Origin of the sequence: Dactylosporangium sp. NPDC049525 (assembly GCF_040676755.1) — a bacterium.
Taxonomy (GTDB): Bacteria; Actinomycetota; Actinomycetes; order Mycobacteriales; family Micromonosporaceae; genus Dactylosporangium.
The window spans coordinates 190,738-206,114 of record NZ_JBFAPO010000001.1; the positions used below are offsets into that span (position 1 = coordinate 190,738).

The 15,377-nt window shown below is 68.6% G+C and carries 12 protein-coding genes and 1 tRNA gene; 4 read left to right on the top strand and 9 right to left on the bottom strand.

Translation table 11 applies throughout. The annotated features are described in order from the left end of the window. Nucleotides 1–151 precede the first annotated feature (151 nt). Entirely contained in the window at nt 152–2,287 is a 2,136-nt protein-coding gene (locus tag AB0K00_RS00770) for an ATP-binding domain-containing protein (protein ID WP_363513134.1), read from the top strand. Nucleotides 2,288–2,290: 3 nt separating this feature from the next. Here AB0K00_RS00770 and AB0K00_RS00775 read toward each other — a convergent pair whose 3' ends face one another. The 3 genes from AB0K00_RS00775 to AB0K00_RS00785 all read right to left on the bottom strand — a co-directional run bounded on the left by AB0K00_RS00775 (nt 2,291) and on the right by AB0K00_RS00785 (nt 4,527). After that, nucleotides 2,291–2,698, bottom strand: a complete 408-nt coding sequence (locus AB0K00_RS00775; RefSeq protein ID WP_363513137.1) for a hypothetical protein — start codon at nt 2,696–2,698, stop codon at nt 2,291–2,293. A gap of 10 nt (nt 2,699–2,708) precedes the next feature. After that, nucleotides 2,709–3,620, bottom strand: a complete 912-nt coding sequence (locus tag AB0K00_RS00780; RefSeq protein WP_363513140.1) for an AAA family ATPase — start codon at nt 3,618–3,620, stop codon at nt 2,709–2,711. A gap of 834 nt (nt 3,621–4,454) precedes the next feature. Then, a tRNA-Thr gene (locus AB0K00_RS00785) sits at nt 4,455–4,527 on the bottom strand. A 213-nt stretch (nt 4,528–4,740) separates the two neighbouring features. On the opposite strand from AB0K00_RS00785, the gene ugpC reads away from it, so the two are divergent. After that, nucleotides 4,741–5,835: a sn-glycerol-3-phosphate ABC transporter ATP-binding protein UgpC gene (gene ugpC, locus AB0K00_RS00790; RefSeq protein ID WP_363513142.1), complete on the top strand. Its 1,095-nt coding sequence runs from the start codon at nt 4,741–4,743 to the stop codon at nt 5,833–5,835. Between the two features lie 84 nt (nt 5,836–5,919). On the opposite strand, the gene AB0K00_RS00795 is transcribed toward ugpC, so the two are convergent. Both AB0K00_RS00795 and AB0K00_RS00800 read right to left on the bottom strand, forming a co-directional pair. Next, a complete protein-coding gene (locus tag AB0K00_RS00795) occupies nt 5,920–8,643 on the bottom strand; it encodes an Hsp70 family protein (RefSeq protein WP_363513145.1) in 2,724 nt (907 codons plus the stop codon). Nucleotides 8,644–9,106: 463 nt separating this feature from the next. Beyond that, nucleotides 9,107–9,559: a DUF6232 family protein gene (locus tag AB0K00_RS00800; protein WP_363513148.1), complete on the bottom strand. Its 453-nt coding sequence runs from the start codon at nt 9,557–9,559 to the stop codon at nt 9,107–9,109. 501 nt (nt 9,560–10,060) lie between these two features. Here AB0K00_RS00800 and AB0K00_RS00805 point away from each other — a divergent pair. Then, nucleotides 10,061–10,666: a DUF5753 domain-containing protein gene (locus AB0K00_RS00805; protein ID WP_363513151.1), complete on the top strand. Its 606-nt coding sequence runs from the start codon at nt 10,061–10,063 to the stop codon at nt 10,664–10,666. On the opposite strand, the gene AB0K00_RS00810 is transcribed toward AB0K00_RS00805, so the two are convergent. Beyond that, nucleotides 10,653–10,850, bottom strand: coding sequence for a DUF397 domain-containing protein (locus AB0K00_RS00810; protein WP_363513154.1), 198 nt, complete (start codon nt 10,848–10,850; stop codon nt 10,653–10,655). The two genes, AB0K00_RS00805 and AB0K00_RS00810, sit on opposite strands and share 14 nt — an antisense overlap. A gap of 319 nt (nt 10,851–11,169) precedes the next feature. On the opposite strand from AB0K00_RS00810, the gene AB0K00_RS00815 reads away from it, so the two are divergent. Next, nucleotides 11,170–12,000: a helix-turn-helix transcriptional regulator gene (locus AB0K00_RS00815; protein ID WP_363513157.1), complete on the top strand. Its 831-nt coding sequence runs from the start codon at nt 11,170–11,172 to the stop codon at nt 11,998–12,000. A 14-nt stretch (nt 12,001–12,014) separates the two neighbouring features. On the opposite strand, the gene AB0K00_RS00820 is transcribed toward AB0K00_RS00815, so the two are convergent. The 3 genes from AB0K00_RS00820 to AB0K00_RS00830 form a co-directional block, all read right to left on the bottom strand. Beyond that, entirely contained in the window at nt 12,015–12,470 is a 456-nt protein-coding gene (locus AB0K00_RS00820) for a DUF6232 family protein (protein ID WP_363513159.1), read from the bottom strand. 183 nt (nt 12,471–12,653) lie between these two features. Next, entirely contained in the window at nt 12,654–13,295 is a 642-nt protein-coding gene (locus tag AB0K00_RS00825; RefSeq protein ID WP_363513162.1) for a response regulator transcription factor, read from the bottom strand. Next, a complete protein-coding gene (locus tag AB0K00_RS00830) occupies nt 13,292–15,247 on the bottom strand; it encodes a sensor histidine kinase (RefSeq protein ID WP_363513165.1) in 1,956 nt (651 codons plus the stop codon). The genes AB0K00_RS00825 and AB0K00_RS00830 overlap by 4 nt, the downstream gene beginning before the upstream one ends. Between the last annotated feature and the right edge of the window lie 130 nt (nt 15,248–15,377).

Here is a 15,377-nt window from a genome sequence, read left to right on the forward strand (position 1 = left end):
CGACGCAGCTCGGATCGGATGCGCGAGCCTCCTTTCGGACGGTCTTTCCGGCATCAACGTCTAGGGGCTCCGGCTGCCTGGACCACCGGTACCGGGTCTGGGGTCAGTACGGTGGGCGGACGGTCCTACAGCCATCGACACGAGGGCAGCTATGGCTTCAACGGCGGAGATCGACAACGAGCAGCAGTACTTTCACCGTGCCGCCGAGGCGCGCGAGCATGCGCGGACGGCCGCCGGTAACGCCGCGAATGCCGCCGCCCATGCCGCTGCCGCCACGCAACTCGCCAGCTACGCCAAACAGCACCAGGATGCGCTCGGCGCCACCGGCAGCGCCGTCGCACACGGCCGGATCGACGAGGTCGGCGAGGACCCGCTGTACATCGGCAAACACTTGATTCGCGACCATCAGAGCAAGGAAGTCCTCATCGTCGGCTGGCAGGCCCCGGCAGCTCGGCGCTACTACCGGGCAACGCATACGGACCCTCATGGGTTGACCCGCAAACGGACCTTTCACTGCACAGGCAACACGATCGACGACTTCACCGACGTCGTCTTCACCGCGGCACCAGGGAGTCCGCAGGGGCCCGACGCGGCATTGCTCCGCGCGCTCGCTGAGGGCCGCACTGGCAACATGCGCGACATCGTTGCAACGATCCAGGCCGCCCAGTACGAGGTCATCGAGGCGCCCCTGGACGCAGTCCTGGTCATCGAAGGTGGCCCGGGTACCGGCAAGACCGCGGTTGCGTTGCACCGGGTCTCCTGGCTGCTCGTCAATCATTCCGACCGGCTACGCACCTCCAGGGTGCTCGTTGTTGGGCCGCACCCGACGTTCACCCGGTACATCAGCACCGTTCTGCCCGGCCTCGGCGAGCGGAACGTCTTGCAGCAGGACATCACACAACTCGGCCCGCCAGTCAGCCGCGGCCGGCCCGAATCGGTACCGTTGAGTCGGATCAAAGGGCAGGCGCGCATGGCCGGGCTTCTCGCCCGCGCGCTGCGGCAGCGCATCGGCCGGCCCGAGCCGGCCGAACGGCTGCAGATCGACAGTAGGTTCGTCACGATCCCCGGCGCGGACATCGGCGCGGCTGTCGATGAGCTGCGCGATGGGCCAGGCCCCTACGCGCAGCGCCGGACGCAGCTGCGGGCCGTCCTGACCGGGCTGCTCGAACGACGCGGCGTCACAGCCGTGCAGGCCCGCCAGCGGTCCGTCGACAACCTGATCGAGCGCCTCTGGCCGCAGCTGAGCCCGTCGGCGCTCCTGCGCGACCTGTTCGGCTCCCGAGATCGGCTGCGGGTAGCGGCCGGTGACGAGTTCACCGCCGCGGAAGTCGCCCAACTTCGCCGACGCAGTGCAGACCGACTATCGGAACAGATCTGGAGCCGGGACGACCTACCACTGCTGGACGAAGCGGATTTTCTCATCAACGGAAGCCCAGCCGAACGGTACGAGCACGTCGTCGTTGACGAGGCGCAGGACCTGTCGCCGATGCAGCTGCGGTCAATCGCCCGGCGGAGCGCCACCGGGTCGCTGACTGTACTCGGCGACCTGGCCCAGTCGACAGGGCCGTGGGCCCGCGACAGCTGGGACGACGTGACCGCGCATTTGCCGGACACGCACCCGCGCACAATCGCGCAGCTGCGATACGGCTACCGGGTGCCACGGCAGGTATACGAGTTCGCGGCGCTGCTCCTGCCGGTCGCCGCGCCGCTGACGCCGCCGACTGAGGTCGTCCGGGACGGGCCGCGGCCCAGCATCCACCGGGTCGAGGCGGCGGATCGGGCCGGGCGGGCGGTCGCAATCGCTCAGGCGCACGCGGCCGAGCGGCGGTTCGTCGGCATCATCTGCCCGCCGACGTGCCGCGCCGACGTCGAGGCCGCTCTGGCCGCCAACGACGTTGCCTGGAGCAGTGCCGACCGCGGCGAACTCGGCAACGCCATCAACCTGGTCAGCCCGCAAGAGTCGAAGGGCCTCGAGTTCGACGCCGTGGTGGTCGTCGAGCCGGAAGACATCGTGGCCAGCGACGAGCATGGCCACCGACTGCTGTATGTGGCGTTTACCCGAACCGTCGGCCACCTCGATGTGATCTGCGTCGGAGAGCCGCTGCCGATGCACATCACCGCACCCGCGCCGATCGGCGGCGAGCCGCCGGCGCCAACGGTTCCCGACTTGGGACCGGAGGCCCTCACGCGGCTTGCGGGCGAGGTAGCCGAGCGTGTACGTCGGCAGAGTCCGTCGGCGCAGTGGGACGAGGTGCTGCAGGCGGCGGCAAAGGTGTTGCGCGGCTGACGGCTACGACTGGCGCAGGATAGCGTCGTGGGCGAGGCGGTGGCCAACCTTCTGCTCGACGATCAAGTCCCGGATCTGGGGGATAGTGTCCTTCGCCCGCACATGGACATTCAGTTCCTTCGCCAGTTGCTGAATCTGGGCCTTTTTCAGTTTGAGATCGTCCAGGTAACGCGCCGCCGACTGGCGGTCGCCAAGGCTGCGCAGATCGGCGTTGACCTGTTCGGCGTTGACTGCCAACGCGACCGGCTCTGCCGTTCGCGTGGTACCGCCGCTGATGCGGGCGCCCTTCGGTACAATCATGAGTCTGGAGTCCCCAGCCAGGAGCGAGTCATACTCGTCCTTCTTCAGCTTCTTCAGGAATTCCCCGATCTGCTGCAGCATGTCGTACGTGCGGTCAGTCGGCTCAGTCACCCGACGCTCCTCAAATCCCGGTCTTGGCTATGAACTCGCTGGTCAACTGCGTCAGGTCGTATTCGACATTCTCAGTGGTGTGCGCAGCAAGCACGGCAGGGATGCCAAGCTCGCCGGTATCTGCGAAGACATTCTTACTTTCCCGCAGGCCCTGCTGAAACAGCGGTACCTCGGTCTGCCCGGTCCGCTCAATGTAACCACGCAACTTTGTCATCAGCCCCGACCCTGCGTACTGGATCATGGTGAAAACCACGCCAAGGATCTCGGGATTGATGCTCGCCTCAGGGTCTGACCCGGCGACCCCGTTGTACTGCTCGACCAGCTGGGTCAGGCGGCGGCGTAGATACGTGATGCCGAGCGTCGACAGGTAGTCTGCCTTCGCCGGGACCAGGATGTGGTTGCTGGCGACGACTGCCGTCCGGGTCACCATGTTGAAGTTGGGCGGGCAGTCGATGAGTACCACGTCGTACTCGGCGAACTCGTCGGCGGCGAGCGCGTCGGCGAGCATCCGGTGGACCTTGAGGTAGTCGGGGTTGAACGTCTGGTACCGCGAGCCGCCCAGCCCCGCGGCAAGGTCGAGCTCGACGTCGACCAGGCCGAGGTCGGACGCGATTAGGTCGAGTCGCCCGCCCCGATCGCTGAGCCGCGCGTTGATCCGCGGCGGCGCGGTCACCATGTCCCGCAACGGCTTCTGTGACTGCGACCAGTTGAACGAGTCGTACCAGTGCAGGACCGTCTTCGCGGGGCGCAGTTGCGCGTCCCATTCATCGGCCGCGTAGAACGAGAACGTAAGGCTCGCCTGCGGGTCGAGGTCGATGAGCAGCACCCGACGGCCGCGATTGGCAAGGTCGGCCCCCAGGTTGGCCGTAACTGTCGTTTTGCCCACGCCGCCCTTGTAGTTGAGCACTGAGATGACGTTCACTCACCCACCCCGACTACGCCGACCGGTCCCGACAACGGTGAAAGCCTGTCACAGGCACACGGCGATCGACTCCTCCGAAGGCAGGAGGCCATTACGGCCAGGCAGCCGGTGGCCCAGCACCACTCCACCACTCGAGACCGTCGAGCCATCGTCCACGACCGGAGGGACGGACTCGGTAGTTGGGGTCAGGTCGGGCCCCGATGCAACGCGGGCAACTGGTCGAGCGGGAGGGCACTGACCTCGAAAATGCGGGTTTCGACTGTGGTCGTGAACGTTTGGCGAGGCACTGCAGACCCTCGTCAACGCCGAATACTCAATCGTCACCGAAGAGCTGCGCGCCCGCCAGGGCGACGCTGATTGTTCGTAGCCCTCGTCGCCAGCGTGGAGACCCCGCTGCCCGTGAGCTCGTGTCCGAGTTCGTGAATACAGACATCACGGCCACCAAGATGATCGCCTGGGGTAGCTCACGGAAGGCTCTCCGTTCGCTTCCTGACAATCTCACAGGTCCGCCCAGCCCAGCTGATCGACGACCCCACGGGGTCAGCCGCGTCTGCGCTTACAGCATGTAGTCGCTTCCCAGGAGGGCCGACGCAGGTGCACATCTTCGTGCTGCATACCGCGAGCGGGTTGGAGTGCAGCATAGGACACTGCGTGGCGCGTCAAGGCAGGCAACGGGGTCAACGGTTCACCGCTGCCCTCATGACTGCCCAGGTTGCGGGCGTCCACTACCGATCTTGCTACCAGAGGCGCGCATCGGCAAGATCATGCTACTTTTACATCATCGATAGTCGATGTTATGAGCCCGCCACCAGCAGCTATGAGTCTGGAAATGAGAGCCGACGGCGGGACTTGAACCCGCAACCTTCCGATTACAAGTCGGGTGCGCTACCAATTGCGCCACGTCGGCCAGACTCACGATCCTACCGGGCCGTGCCTAGGGGCCGCCTCCGACATACCTGGTGGGCAAGTCGGCACGAAATCGGGCAAAATTCGCCCCTGACCTTGGCAGAGCGGGCTTGCGCGCCTAGGGTTACCCCAACTCCGGGCTGCACCGCCGCGGCTCGAAGCTTCTACTCGGATCGTCCGGCACGTTCCTGCCGGTGGAAGGTGGCACCCTGTCATGGCTACGGTCACGTACTCCAAAGCCTCCCGGATCTACCCGGGCACCCCGCGGCCCGCGGTGGACCAGCTGAGCCTCGAGATCGGTGACGGCGAGTTCCTCGTCCTCGTCGGCCCCTCGGGCTGCGGCAAGTCGACCTCGCTGCGCATGCTCGCCGGCCTCGAAGACGTCGACGCCGGCGACATCCTGATCAACGAGCGGAACGTCACGCACCTGCCGCCGAAGGCTCGTGACATCGCGATGGTGTTCCAGAACTACGCGCTGTACCCGCACATGACGGTGTACGAGAACATGGCGTTCGCGCTCAAGCTGCGTAAGACGCCGAAGCACGAGATCGACCGGCGGGTGAAGGAAGCCGCGGCGATGCTGCAGCTGGAGGACTACCTCGGTCGTAAGCCGAAGGCGCTCTCCGGTGGTCAGCGGCAGCGTGTCGCCATGGGTCGCGCGATCGTGCGTGAGCCGCAGGTCTTCCTCATGGATGAGCCGCTGTCGAACCTGGACGCGAAGCTGCGTGTGCAGACGCGTTCGCAGATCGCGACGCTCCAGGCGAAGCTCGGCATCACCACCGTGTACGTCACGCACGACCAGGTCGAGGCCATGACGATGGGTCACCGGGTTGCGGTGCTCCTCGACGGCGTGCTGCAGCAGGTGGACAGCCCGCGGGCGCTGTACGACCGTCCGGCCAACGTGTTCGTCGCCGGCTTCATGGGTTCGCCGGCCATGAACATCAAGACGGTGCCGCTGAGCGACAAGGGCGGGCGTTTCGGTGACGTGACGCTGCCGTTGACGCGTGAGCAGCTGGCCGCGGCGCAGGCCGATGGTGGCGGCAACCGGGTCACCGTCGGGTTCCGGCCCGAGGACACGGACCTGGTCGGCCCGAACGACGGTGGCATCCCGATCACCGTGGACCTGGTCGAGGAGCTCGGCTCGGACGCGTACGTGCACGGCACCGTGGCGCTCGAGGGCCAGGACGAGCGGTTCGTCGTGCGTGCCGACCCGCGTCGCACGCCGCGCCTCACCGAGATCGTGTACGTCCGCCCGCACGTGAACACGCACCACGCGTTCAACGCCGCGACGGGCCTGCGGATCGGCTAGTCAGCCAAAGAAAAGCTAGTCAGCCAAAGACAAGAACGAAAGAAGGGCCCGGCGACAACCGCCGGGCCCTTCTCCATGAACGGACTACGAGGCGAACCGCCACAGCTGGAAACTGCCCCCGCTCGCGCAGAGGATCTGCGCCGCGTTCCACGAGCAGCTCGGCCCGATCGTCTTCGGCAGCGCGCCGAGCGCGATCCGCTCCCCCGAGGACGCCGCCACCCCGACCAGCGTCAGGGTCGTGCCGGACGTGGCGCTCTGGGTGCCCGTGAAGAACATCAAACTGCCGCCCGTGACCCGGACACCATACGAGCCCTTGTCCTCGTTCTTCAGCACCTGCTTGCCGTCCGAGTTCAGCAGCACGCTCGCCGGGGTGTCGCGGTCGGTGGCCAGGACCTGCTTGCCGGCCGGGATGAGCGTGGTGGTCCCAGGCGCCGGGGCGTTCCACACCTCGCGCTTGTCGGTGAGGGAGATGGCGCGGACCGTGGTGTCCTTGCCGCCGTAGGTGCCGTCGATGATGCAGAGTCGGCCGTCCGAGCAGGGCGCCAACGCGGCGATCTTGACCGTGTCGTTGCTGGCGCTGTAGATCTGGGTGGGTTCGCCGGACGAGCCGAGGTCGTAGACGTTCACCTTATACTTGGTGCTGCCGCCCGCGACGTAGAGTTTGCCGTCGTACGGGAGGTAGAAGGAGCCCGAATCGCCGACGTTGTTCCAGCTGCCGGTTTCCTCGCCCTTGGTGGCGTTGATCAGGCGGATCTTGTCGTCGCTGTCGATGCTGAGGAAGTTCTGGCTGGACTTGGTGTCGCGGTTCGTCGGTGCGCCGGCGTAGTTGGACGGGCCGCGGAGGTCGGTGGCCTTCGTCTGGGACAGGATCGTGGAGACGCCCTTGGGGTTGTCCGGGCGCCTCCAGGCTTCCTTGCCGCTCCAGTTGAAGGCGACAGTCTCCTTGTCCTTGTTGCGGTGCAGCAGCCAGACGGGTCCCAGCGGCAGGAAGGTGTCGTAGTAGTCGTCGAACGGCTCTTCCCGCAGCGTCTTGCCGTTGTCCCAGCTCAGCTCGAACACGCTGCCGGCGGATGAGCCGCCGCCGATGACGACGATGCCGCCCTGGTACGCCAGGATCCTCCATTTGCTGTAGTCCTGGTTGAGGGTGATCTTGGACCAGGCCGGCTTCTTGTCGTCGAGGTCGATGGCCTGGACGAAGAACTGCTTGTCGACCCGCCAGCCGATGACGGCGCGGTTGCCGAGTGTGGCGGAGATCGGGGTGTTGACGGTTTCCGGGTCGCCCATCTCGAAGGTTTTCTCGGCCTTGAGCGTGGCGAAGTCGACCGTGGTGGCGCGGTCGCGGAAGAACCAGAAGTATCCGCCGGCTACGACGGCAAGCACGAGCACCGCGGCGACGACACCGACGAGCAGGCCGCGCCGGGACCGCCCACGGGCCGGCAAGGGAGGCGAAGGGGGCGCAGGAGAGAACGGTGCGGTAGCCGGTGCGCCGTTGAACTGCCCAGGCGGAATCACCTGCGACGCCGACATCGGATAGCCGCCAGGCGCGCCGCCAGGCGCGCCGCCAGAAATAGGCGCAGCCCCGAACCCGGGCGACACCGGCGCGACGGCCGGCGCATTCCCAAAACCCGCCGGCGAGCCGCTGAATCCCGCCGGCGAGCCGCTGAAGGCTCCGGTCGGGGCGGCCCCGTACCCAGTGGCCGACGTGACATCACCAGCAGCGAACCCAGCAGGCGGCGCCAGTTCGGCCAGGGCACCTTCGGCGACCGGGAGCTCGGGCTGCTCCAGTACCGTCGGCGCGATCCCCAACTCGGCGTGCAGCTGTCGCGACGCGAGCGGCAGCCGCGACGACCCGCCGACCAGGAACATCCCGGCGAGCTGGTCGCCCCGCAACCCCGCCGACGAGATCACCGATCCGGTCTCCCACACGGCCCGGTGGATCAGCGGCCCGATGACCCGGTCCAGTTCCTCCCGGGTGAGGTGGATCGCCTGGTCCGCGCCCGGCACCGTGATCGGCGCGACCGTGGTCCGGGACAGCATCTCCTTCGCCCCGCGCACGTCGTCCCAGAACAGCCGCCGGTCCCGCCGCTGCGTCGTGGAGGCGGGATTTCTCAGAGCTTCCCAGATCCCCGGCGCCGTGGTCCCGATCAGCGCCCCCAGGTGCTCCACGAGCGCCGCGTCGATGTCGAGGCCGCCCAGGTCCTCGACCCCGCCGGAGCCGATGACCGTGAACCGCCCGTTGTCGTTGCGCACCACCGCGATGTCGAGCGTCCCGCCACCGAAGTCGAAGACCGCCAGGGCGGAGCCGACGGGCACCGGGCGGCGCAGGACGTCTGCGAAGTACCGGGCGGCGGCGACGGGCTCGGGGACCAGCATGACCGGTGGCCAGCCGGCCCGCCGGGCGGCGGTTGCCAGGGTGTCCCGGCGGCGGGTTCCCCACGCGGCCGGGTAGGTGAGCACGGCGGTGGGCAGGAACCCGACGGCCTCGACGGCGGCGCGGGCGACGGCGGCGAGGATCGCGGCGAGCAGGTCGACGGTCGGGATCTCGCGGTCGCCGAGCAGGACGGTCGGCTCGTCGATGCGGCGTTTCGGGTTGGGTTCGAAGCGGGACGGGTCGAGCCCCGCGAGGCGGGCCGCGTCACGGCCGACGTGCAGCCGCCCGTGTTCGTCGACGAAGACCCCGGACGGCATGATCGGCGCGCCGTCGACGAGCAGCGGTCGGGTCCGCCCGTCGGGCCAGCGCACCACGGCCACCGTGTTCGACGTACCGAGATCGACACCGATCGCGAAGCCCTGCTGAGGCTCAGTCACCGGCCCATCCTAGGTGCGCCGCAAAACTCGGGCTTGATCCGTTCGGAGGGCGGGTTCCAGTTGCCGAGGGTGCTGCTGAGCTGCGGTCTGCCGTCGTTGCAGGTGTACCGGATGGGCTCGGCGCAGGAGATCGTCTTGCCGCCGGCGAAGCGCTGCCGTAGGCGGCGGGGTCGGCGACGGCGCTGCGAACCGCGCCGCGGCCGACGAGCAGCGGCCCGGTCGGCTCGACCCAGACCGCGGACGGCGGCAGCGGTGCGCCGTCGAACAGCAGCGGCCTGGGTTCGCGGCCCTCGACCGCCGGCACAGCCACGGTGGTCGAGGTCCCGAAATCGATGTCGAGGCGCGCCGATCCAGCCACGCCAACGACGGTAACCAATACGTCCGGTCGCCCGGCGCGCGCCCTGAGGTGTCTAGGGGTGGTCCGGATCTGCGGCCAAGGTGCGTTTTGTTCGTGCCGGGAATTTCAGTAGCGCGGGCGGTTGGCCTCGACGGCCCGGATCACCGCTCGGCGCACCTGCTCGAATTCCTGCTGGTCGCACGACTGGAACAGGGTGATCTCCTCGCCGAAATGCACCGCGCTCAGCGCCATCCACCGGGGATTGTGCCGGCTGTCAATCACGTGGGCGACCCCGAGTCCGGCGGCGATGGCGATGGCGGCGCACAGCAGTGCCACCGGTCCGTACGCCACGGCCAGGGGCACCGCCAGCACCAGCTCGACCGCGCCGAGGATGAGCGCCGCCCGGCGGGCGGGGTAGGCGTCGATGCGGACCCGTTTGATCAGGTCCAGGTCGCGGACGAAATAGCTGCCTTCGGCATTTTCGATACCATGGTTCGTGACGGCGATATCCGGGCGGCGGTAGTAATAGACGATCCTTCTACCTTTGTTGGATTCCGCGACGTAGGCATTGATTGCCATTTGGACCCCCCTAAGTACCTCCATCGTCCGGGGCTGATCGCCATTCAGCAATTGCTCTGATGTCAAGTTCCGTTGGACATTGCACGGTGTTCTACGCACGGTGCGATGGGCGGCGGACGTCAACTTGACAGCCGCTCTGGGGCCTTTCGGGGGTTGGCGCACTTTGTACGTTGTTCCGCCACCTGAACGGTCGATCAATTTCCGCTGGTGGCAGGCCGGGCAGCCGGCCGACGGCCCGATCCGGGCCGGGCGACGCGTCAAGTTATGTCAACGAGCGCGGCCGCGGATGATCTCCGTGAGCGTGCGACGGTCTGCCCGGGTTCGGCGGACAGCGAGTCCGCAATCGTCCCAATCAGGCGACGCAACCATCTGGTACCGGCCACGAGACTGGACCTGGCGATGGTGCTGTGCCATCGTGCGTGTCTTATAACCTGCGTTTTGCAGTTAGCCGACGGCGAACAGCCGCCGGGGACTAGGGTTGGCCAGATGAGGAGTGTGACAATGGCGGACGCAACGAGGACGCACGACGTGCGGGATCCTGCTCCCTTCGACCGGCTCACGAAAGTGGAGCCGCAGGCAGCGCAGATCTTCCTCAACCAGCCGCTGTTCTTCCCCGGCCTGCTCCAGACCCGCGCCTACGCCACGGCGATGATCAGCAGCGTCGTCGGCCTGGAGCTCGACAGCCCAGAGCTGCACGACAGGGTGGATGCCCGGGCCCAGCGGGCCGAGACGCTGCACGCCCGTCTCCAGAGCGACGCGCCGCCGCACATCTGGGCGGCGATCGACGAAGGAGTGGTGCGGCGCGTGGTCGGCGGCGCGGCGGTGTGGCAGGAGCAGCTCAACCACCTCGTCGCCATGGCCAAGTTCGACACGGTGCACCTGGCGATCATCCCGTTCGACCACGGAGCGCACCCGGGGCTCGGCGGCTCCTTCGAGGTGCACGAGCTGCCCAACGGTGACGCCTCGGTGTTCTTCGAGGGCGCGTACGCCGACGAGCTCATCGAGACCGATCAGGACCTCGCCCGGCGACACCGGGGCAAGGTGCAACGCATGGTGGAGTCCGGTGTGGACGCCCGCGAGCTGCTGGCGACGATCACCGCCGGCTAGGGTCCGCGTCCTTGATGTAGGCGATGAAGTCCCGGAACGCGGCGGCATGGAAGGTCAGTGCCGGCCCGGTGGGGTCCTTCGAGTCGCGGACGTGTGTCACCTCGCCGCCGGACGCGACCGCCACACAGTTGCCGCCGCTACTCTTCGAACTCGTCCGCCAGACAAGTCCGCCCCGGTCGTCCATAAGCCCTCCCGCAGGCCGCGTAAGCGCCTGGGCGGACCAGCCATCCGGGTGGGACGGACGCGGAGCCACCTCATCGGCGCCGAGCAATATCACAGTACCTGAGGTTCAGAACTCCAGATGGACAAAGCGTTGCCGAGGTCATGCCATGAAGCGTGCGATACGGTAGGATTCTGCGATCGTGTTTCGGCTGTCTGCAATTCGCAGATCGTAGGAGGCAGACGGGTGAGCGTTGGCTAGGACAGATTCGCCCGATCCGTCCGTCAGTGCCGCAACGACGGAGGTCGGGCCCGCCGTTGCCCGTGAGCTCGTCAGGCTGCGGTTGAAGACGCTGCGCGAAGCGAGCGAGCTGACCCCTGCCACCGTCGCCGAGCACACCGGCTGGTCCATCTCGAAGCTGGCCAGGATCGAGAAGGGCGAGGTCACCGTCCAGCCGCTCGAGGTGCGGTTCCTGCTGCAGTATTACGGCGTCGACGACGAGGACGAGGTGGCGGCGCTCGCCAAACTGTCCCAGGCGTCCCGGGCCCGCCAGTGGTATAGCAAGCACCGCCTCGCCGGCGACTTCCAGCGCTTCGTGGCATACGAGTCCGAGGCGCTCACGATCAACATCTGGCAGCTGCTGTTCGTCCCCGGGCTGCTCCAGACCCTGGAATACGCCCACGCCATCACCGCACTGTCCATGCGGCGCAGCCCGGATGACAAAGAAGTGCTGGCCCGTGTCAAATTGCGGATGGACCGGCAGCACGCTTTCCGGGAGCGGCTGAGCAAGCCCAATCCGCCGCGCATCGTGGCCGTCATCGACGAGTCGGTCCTGCGCCGGCCGGTCGGCGGCCGCGACGCGCAGCGCCGGCAGCTGGACCACCTGATCGATCTGGCGACCAACGACGACGCGGTCACGATCGCCGTCACCCCGCTCGACATGGTGCATCACTCCGGGCTCGGCGGCACCTTCGAGCTGCTGCAGTTCGGCGAGAAGGAGCACGGTGACGTGCTGTTCGTCGAGGCCGCCGCCGGAATGGACTCCCTGACCACCAACCCCGACATGACGAGCCTGTTCCGCAACCTGCTGAGCGACCTGCTCGTCTACGGCCGCAGCGGCAACGACGCCGTGGACCTGCTCCGGTCCATCCGCGCGTCGCTGCCGACCCCCTGACGGCCGTGCGCCGGTTACGGGCGCAGCGGCGCGTTCGCCTCGACCGCCCGGATCACCGCGCGCCGCACCTTGCCGAACTCATCCTGGTCCCGGGAGCTGAACAGCGTGATCTCCCGCCCGTGGTGGACCGCGCGCAACGCCATCCAGTGCGGATTGCGCCGGCTGTCGGCCACCAGCGCCGCGACGAGCCCGAAGGCGGTCGCGAAGCCGACGCACGCCAGCATCCCCGAGCCGTAGGCCGCCGCGAGCGGTGCCGCGAGGGCCAGTTCGATCGCGCCGAAGATCAGCGCCATGATCAGGGCGTGGTGGGCGTTGACGGAGATCCGGGTGATCGACTCCAGATCGCGGAGCAGATAGCGACAGTTGCCGGTCTCGATGAAGCGGTTCGTGACGACGATGCCCGGACCTGGGTAGTAGACGATGAACCAGCGATCCTGGTCGGCACCTGAGACGCCGGTGTTGATGGCCATGACGACCTCCCCCTCAATGTCTCCATAGTCAGACGCGGGGTGGCTGTCGGCAATATTCTGATGTCAAATTTCTGTCAGAAGATGGCTAGCTGCATTTTGCAGATACGGAGTTTTGCGTCGTTGCGGCCAGTCTGGGGGATTTTGGCAAGTCTTTTTCCGCGAGCTTCTGCCAAGTGTCCCCGTTCAGCCGCGGCCGAGACCTGCGTCGCGGGCCCTGACAATGGCCTCGGCACGCGTCGCGACCTGCAACTTGGCGAAAATGGTCGAGATGTGGTTGCCGACCGTCTTGCCGGCCAGACCCAGGCGGGCCGCGATCGTCGCGTTCGGCAGGCCCGCGGCGATGAGGTCGAGCACCTCCCGTTCCCGCGGCGTGAGCTCCGGAAACGGCTGCCCGGTCGGCGGCGGCGGCGCCGCGAAGTAGCTCAGCATGCGCCGCGCCACACCCGGGCCGAACACGGCGCCACCGGCGGCAACCGTCGTGATCGCGTGGGAGATCTCCTCCTGCGAGGCGCCCTTGATGAGGTACCCGCGGGCGCCGGCACGCATCGCGGCGAACACCGAGTCGTCGTCCTCGAACATGCTCAGCACGAGCACCGCGACCGCCGGCGCGATCCGGCTGATCTCGGTGGTCGCGGCGACCCCGTCGAGGTCGGGCATGCGCAGGTCCATCACCAGCACGTGCGGCTGCGCGGTGACCGCGGCCCGGATCGCCTCGCGGCCGGTGGCGGCCTCGGCGACCAGGTCGATGCCGGGCAGCGACGCGAACAGGGCACGCAGCCCGTCGCGAACCACCGGATGATCGTCGGCGACCGCGACCCGGATCACGTCGGCACCGCCAGCGGCAGGACCGCGACGACCCGCCCGCCGGTCGGGGTGGGCCCGGCGGTGCAGGTGCCGCCGAGCTCGGTGGCCCGCTCCCGGATCGAGGTGAGCCCCACCCCCGGCACCCACGGCCCGTCCGGCGACCCGTCGTCGACGACCGACAACCGCACCGCCGAGTCGACGGCCAGCTCCACGCGGGCGGCACCGGCGTTCGCATGACGGGCCACGTTCGTCAACGCCTCGGTGCCGATGCGGTACACCGCGACCTCCACCGCGGCGGGCAGCGTGGGCAGCGTGTCCGGCGCGTCGACCGTGACCGCGAGCGGCAGCGTCGCCCCGTGCCGCCGCAGCGCCCCGGCCAGGCCGAGCTCGTCGAGCGTCGGTGGGCGCAGCCCGTACACCAGGCGCCGCACGTCATCGATCGCCTCCCGGATGTCACGGCGGAGCTCACCCAGCAGCGCCGCCGCCTGCTCGGGCGCACCGACGACCAGGTTGTGCGCGGCGTCGGCCTTGAACCCGGCGCCGGTCAGCGCGGGACCGAGGCCGTCGTGCAGGTCCCGGTGCAGGCGGCGGCGCTCCTCCTCACGGGCGGCGACGATCCGCTCCCGCGCCGCCTGCACCTCCTCGGCCAGCGCGGACGCGTGCAGCGCCGTGGCCAGGGGGCCGGCGAGCAGGTCGAGGACGGCAAGGTCCGCGGCGGCGAGCCGGCGGTCACCGGAGCGGACCCCGACGATCAGCTCGCCGACCCTGGCGCCGTGGAACGTCAGGGGCACCGTGTGCAGGCTCGGCGGCGGCTCCCCGGTCGCGGCGAGCTCCCGCCCGTCGCGGCGCAGCGCGGCGAACGGCAGCCGCAGCGCGTCACGGGTGCCGTCGAGGACCCCGGCCAGATCGTCCGCGGCGAGCCGCGCACCGACCCGCGACACCGCCAGGACGGGATCGGACCGGGAGCCGTACAGCAGCCGGTCCACCCGCCGCTGCGACCACACCCGGACCGGGTTGAACGCGAGCGCGATCAGCAGCGTGGCGAGCACCGGGGCGCCGGCACCGCGCAGCAGCGCGTCGAACAGGGTCAGCAGCCCCGCGTACGCGCCGATGACCGCGACGCTCAACAGCAGGTAGAGCACCGTGCGGGACAGCACCAGCCGGATGTCGAGCAACCGGTGCCGCAGGATCGCGATCGTGATCGCCACCGGCACCAGCGGGATCGCGAGCAGCAGCAGGATCGGCCCGCCCCCGACCAGCCACCGCGGCAGGTTCAGCCCGACCGCGACGATCAGCGCCCACACCAGCCACAGCAACTGCCGGCGCAGCCGCTCGTCGCCGCGCCGGAACCGCACCACCAGCGCCGCGATCGCCCCGAGCAGCGCGAACAGGGGCGCCAGGTTCGCGGCGAACCACAGCGGCCCGAGCGCGTCGTAGAACGGCAGCTCGAGGTACGAGTGGACGCTCCGCCCATAGATGACCAGAGGCTCCGAGCCGGTGGACATCGCGACGGTGAAGCACACCCCGACGGCGACCGTGGCCCAGCACAGCCCCCGCCAGCGCGGCGACACCGGCCGCCCGGTCGGGAAGAGCTGCAACGCCAGCGGCAGGAACATGCAGATGCCCCACGGCCAGGCCGCGTAGAACGCGCTGGCGAGCACCCGCAGCGTCCACTCGGGCCAGCCGTGCGTGATGTCGTACAGGAGCACCGGCGTGAGCGCGGCCGTCGTCAGCGGCGCGAGCCCGGCGCCCAGCAGCAGCCAGCCGACCCGGTTCGCGGGCCGCTGCACCGCGAGGATCCCGCCGCAGCCGGCGAAGCCGACCCCGATCGCGGTGTTGGTGAGCACGTACGAGTCGACCAGGTCACCCAGCGACACCCGCTGACCGAGGACGCCGGCGACCACGACCAGCACCTCGACGCCGGCCAATGCGCACAGCGCCCAGGCCAGGGATCGATGCCTCCGCGAGCTCACGCACTCATGGTGCGGCACAACCGGCGTTCCGTGATGGGGGCAGGCCCCTACCCGGCGGGGCGGATTCCCGGGCGTCCGGGGACGGCGCCTCAACCGGTCGGGGGTGGCCCGGCGCGACGGTGAACGGCAT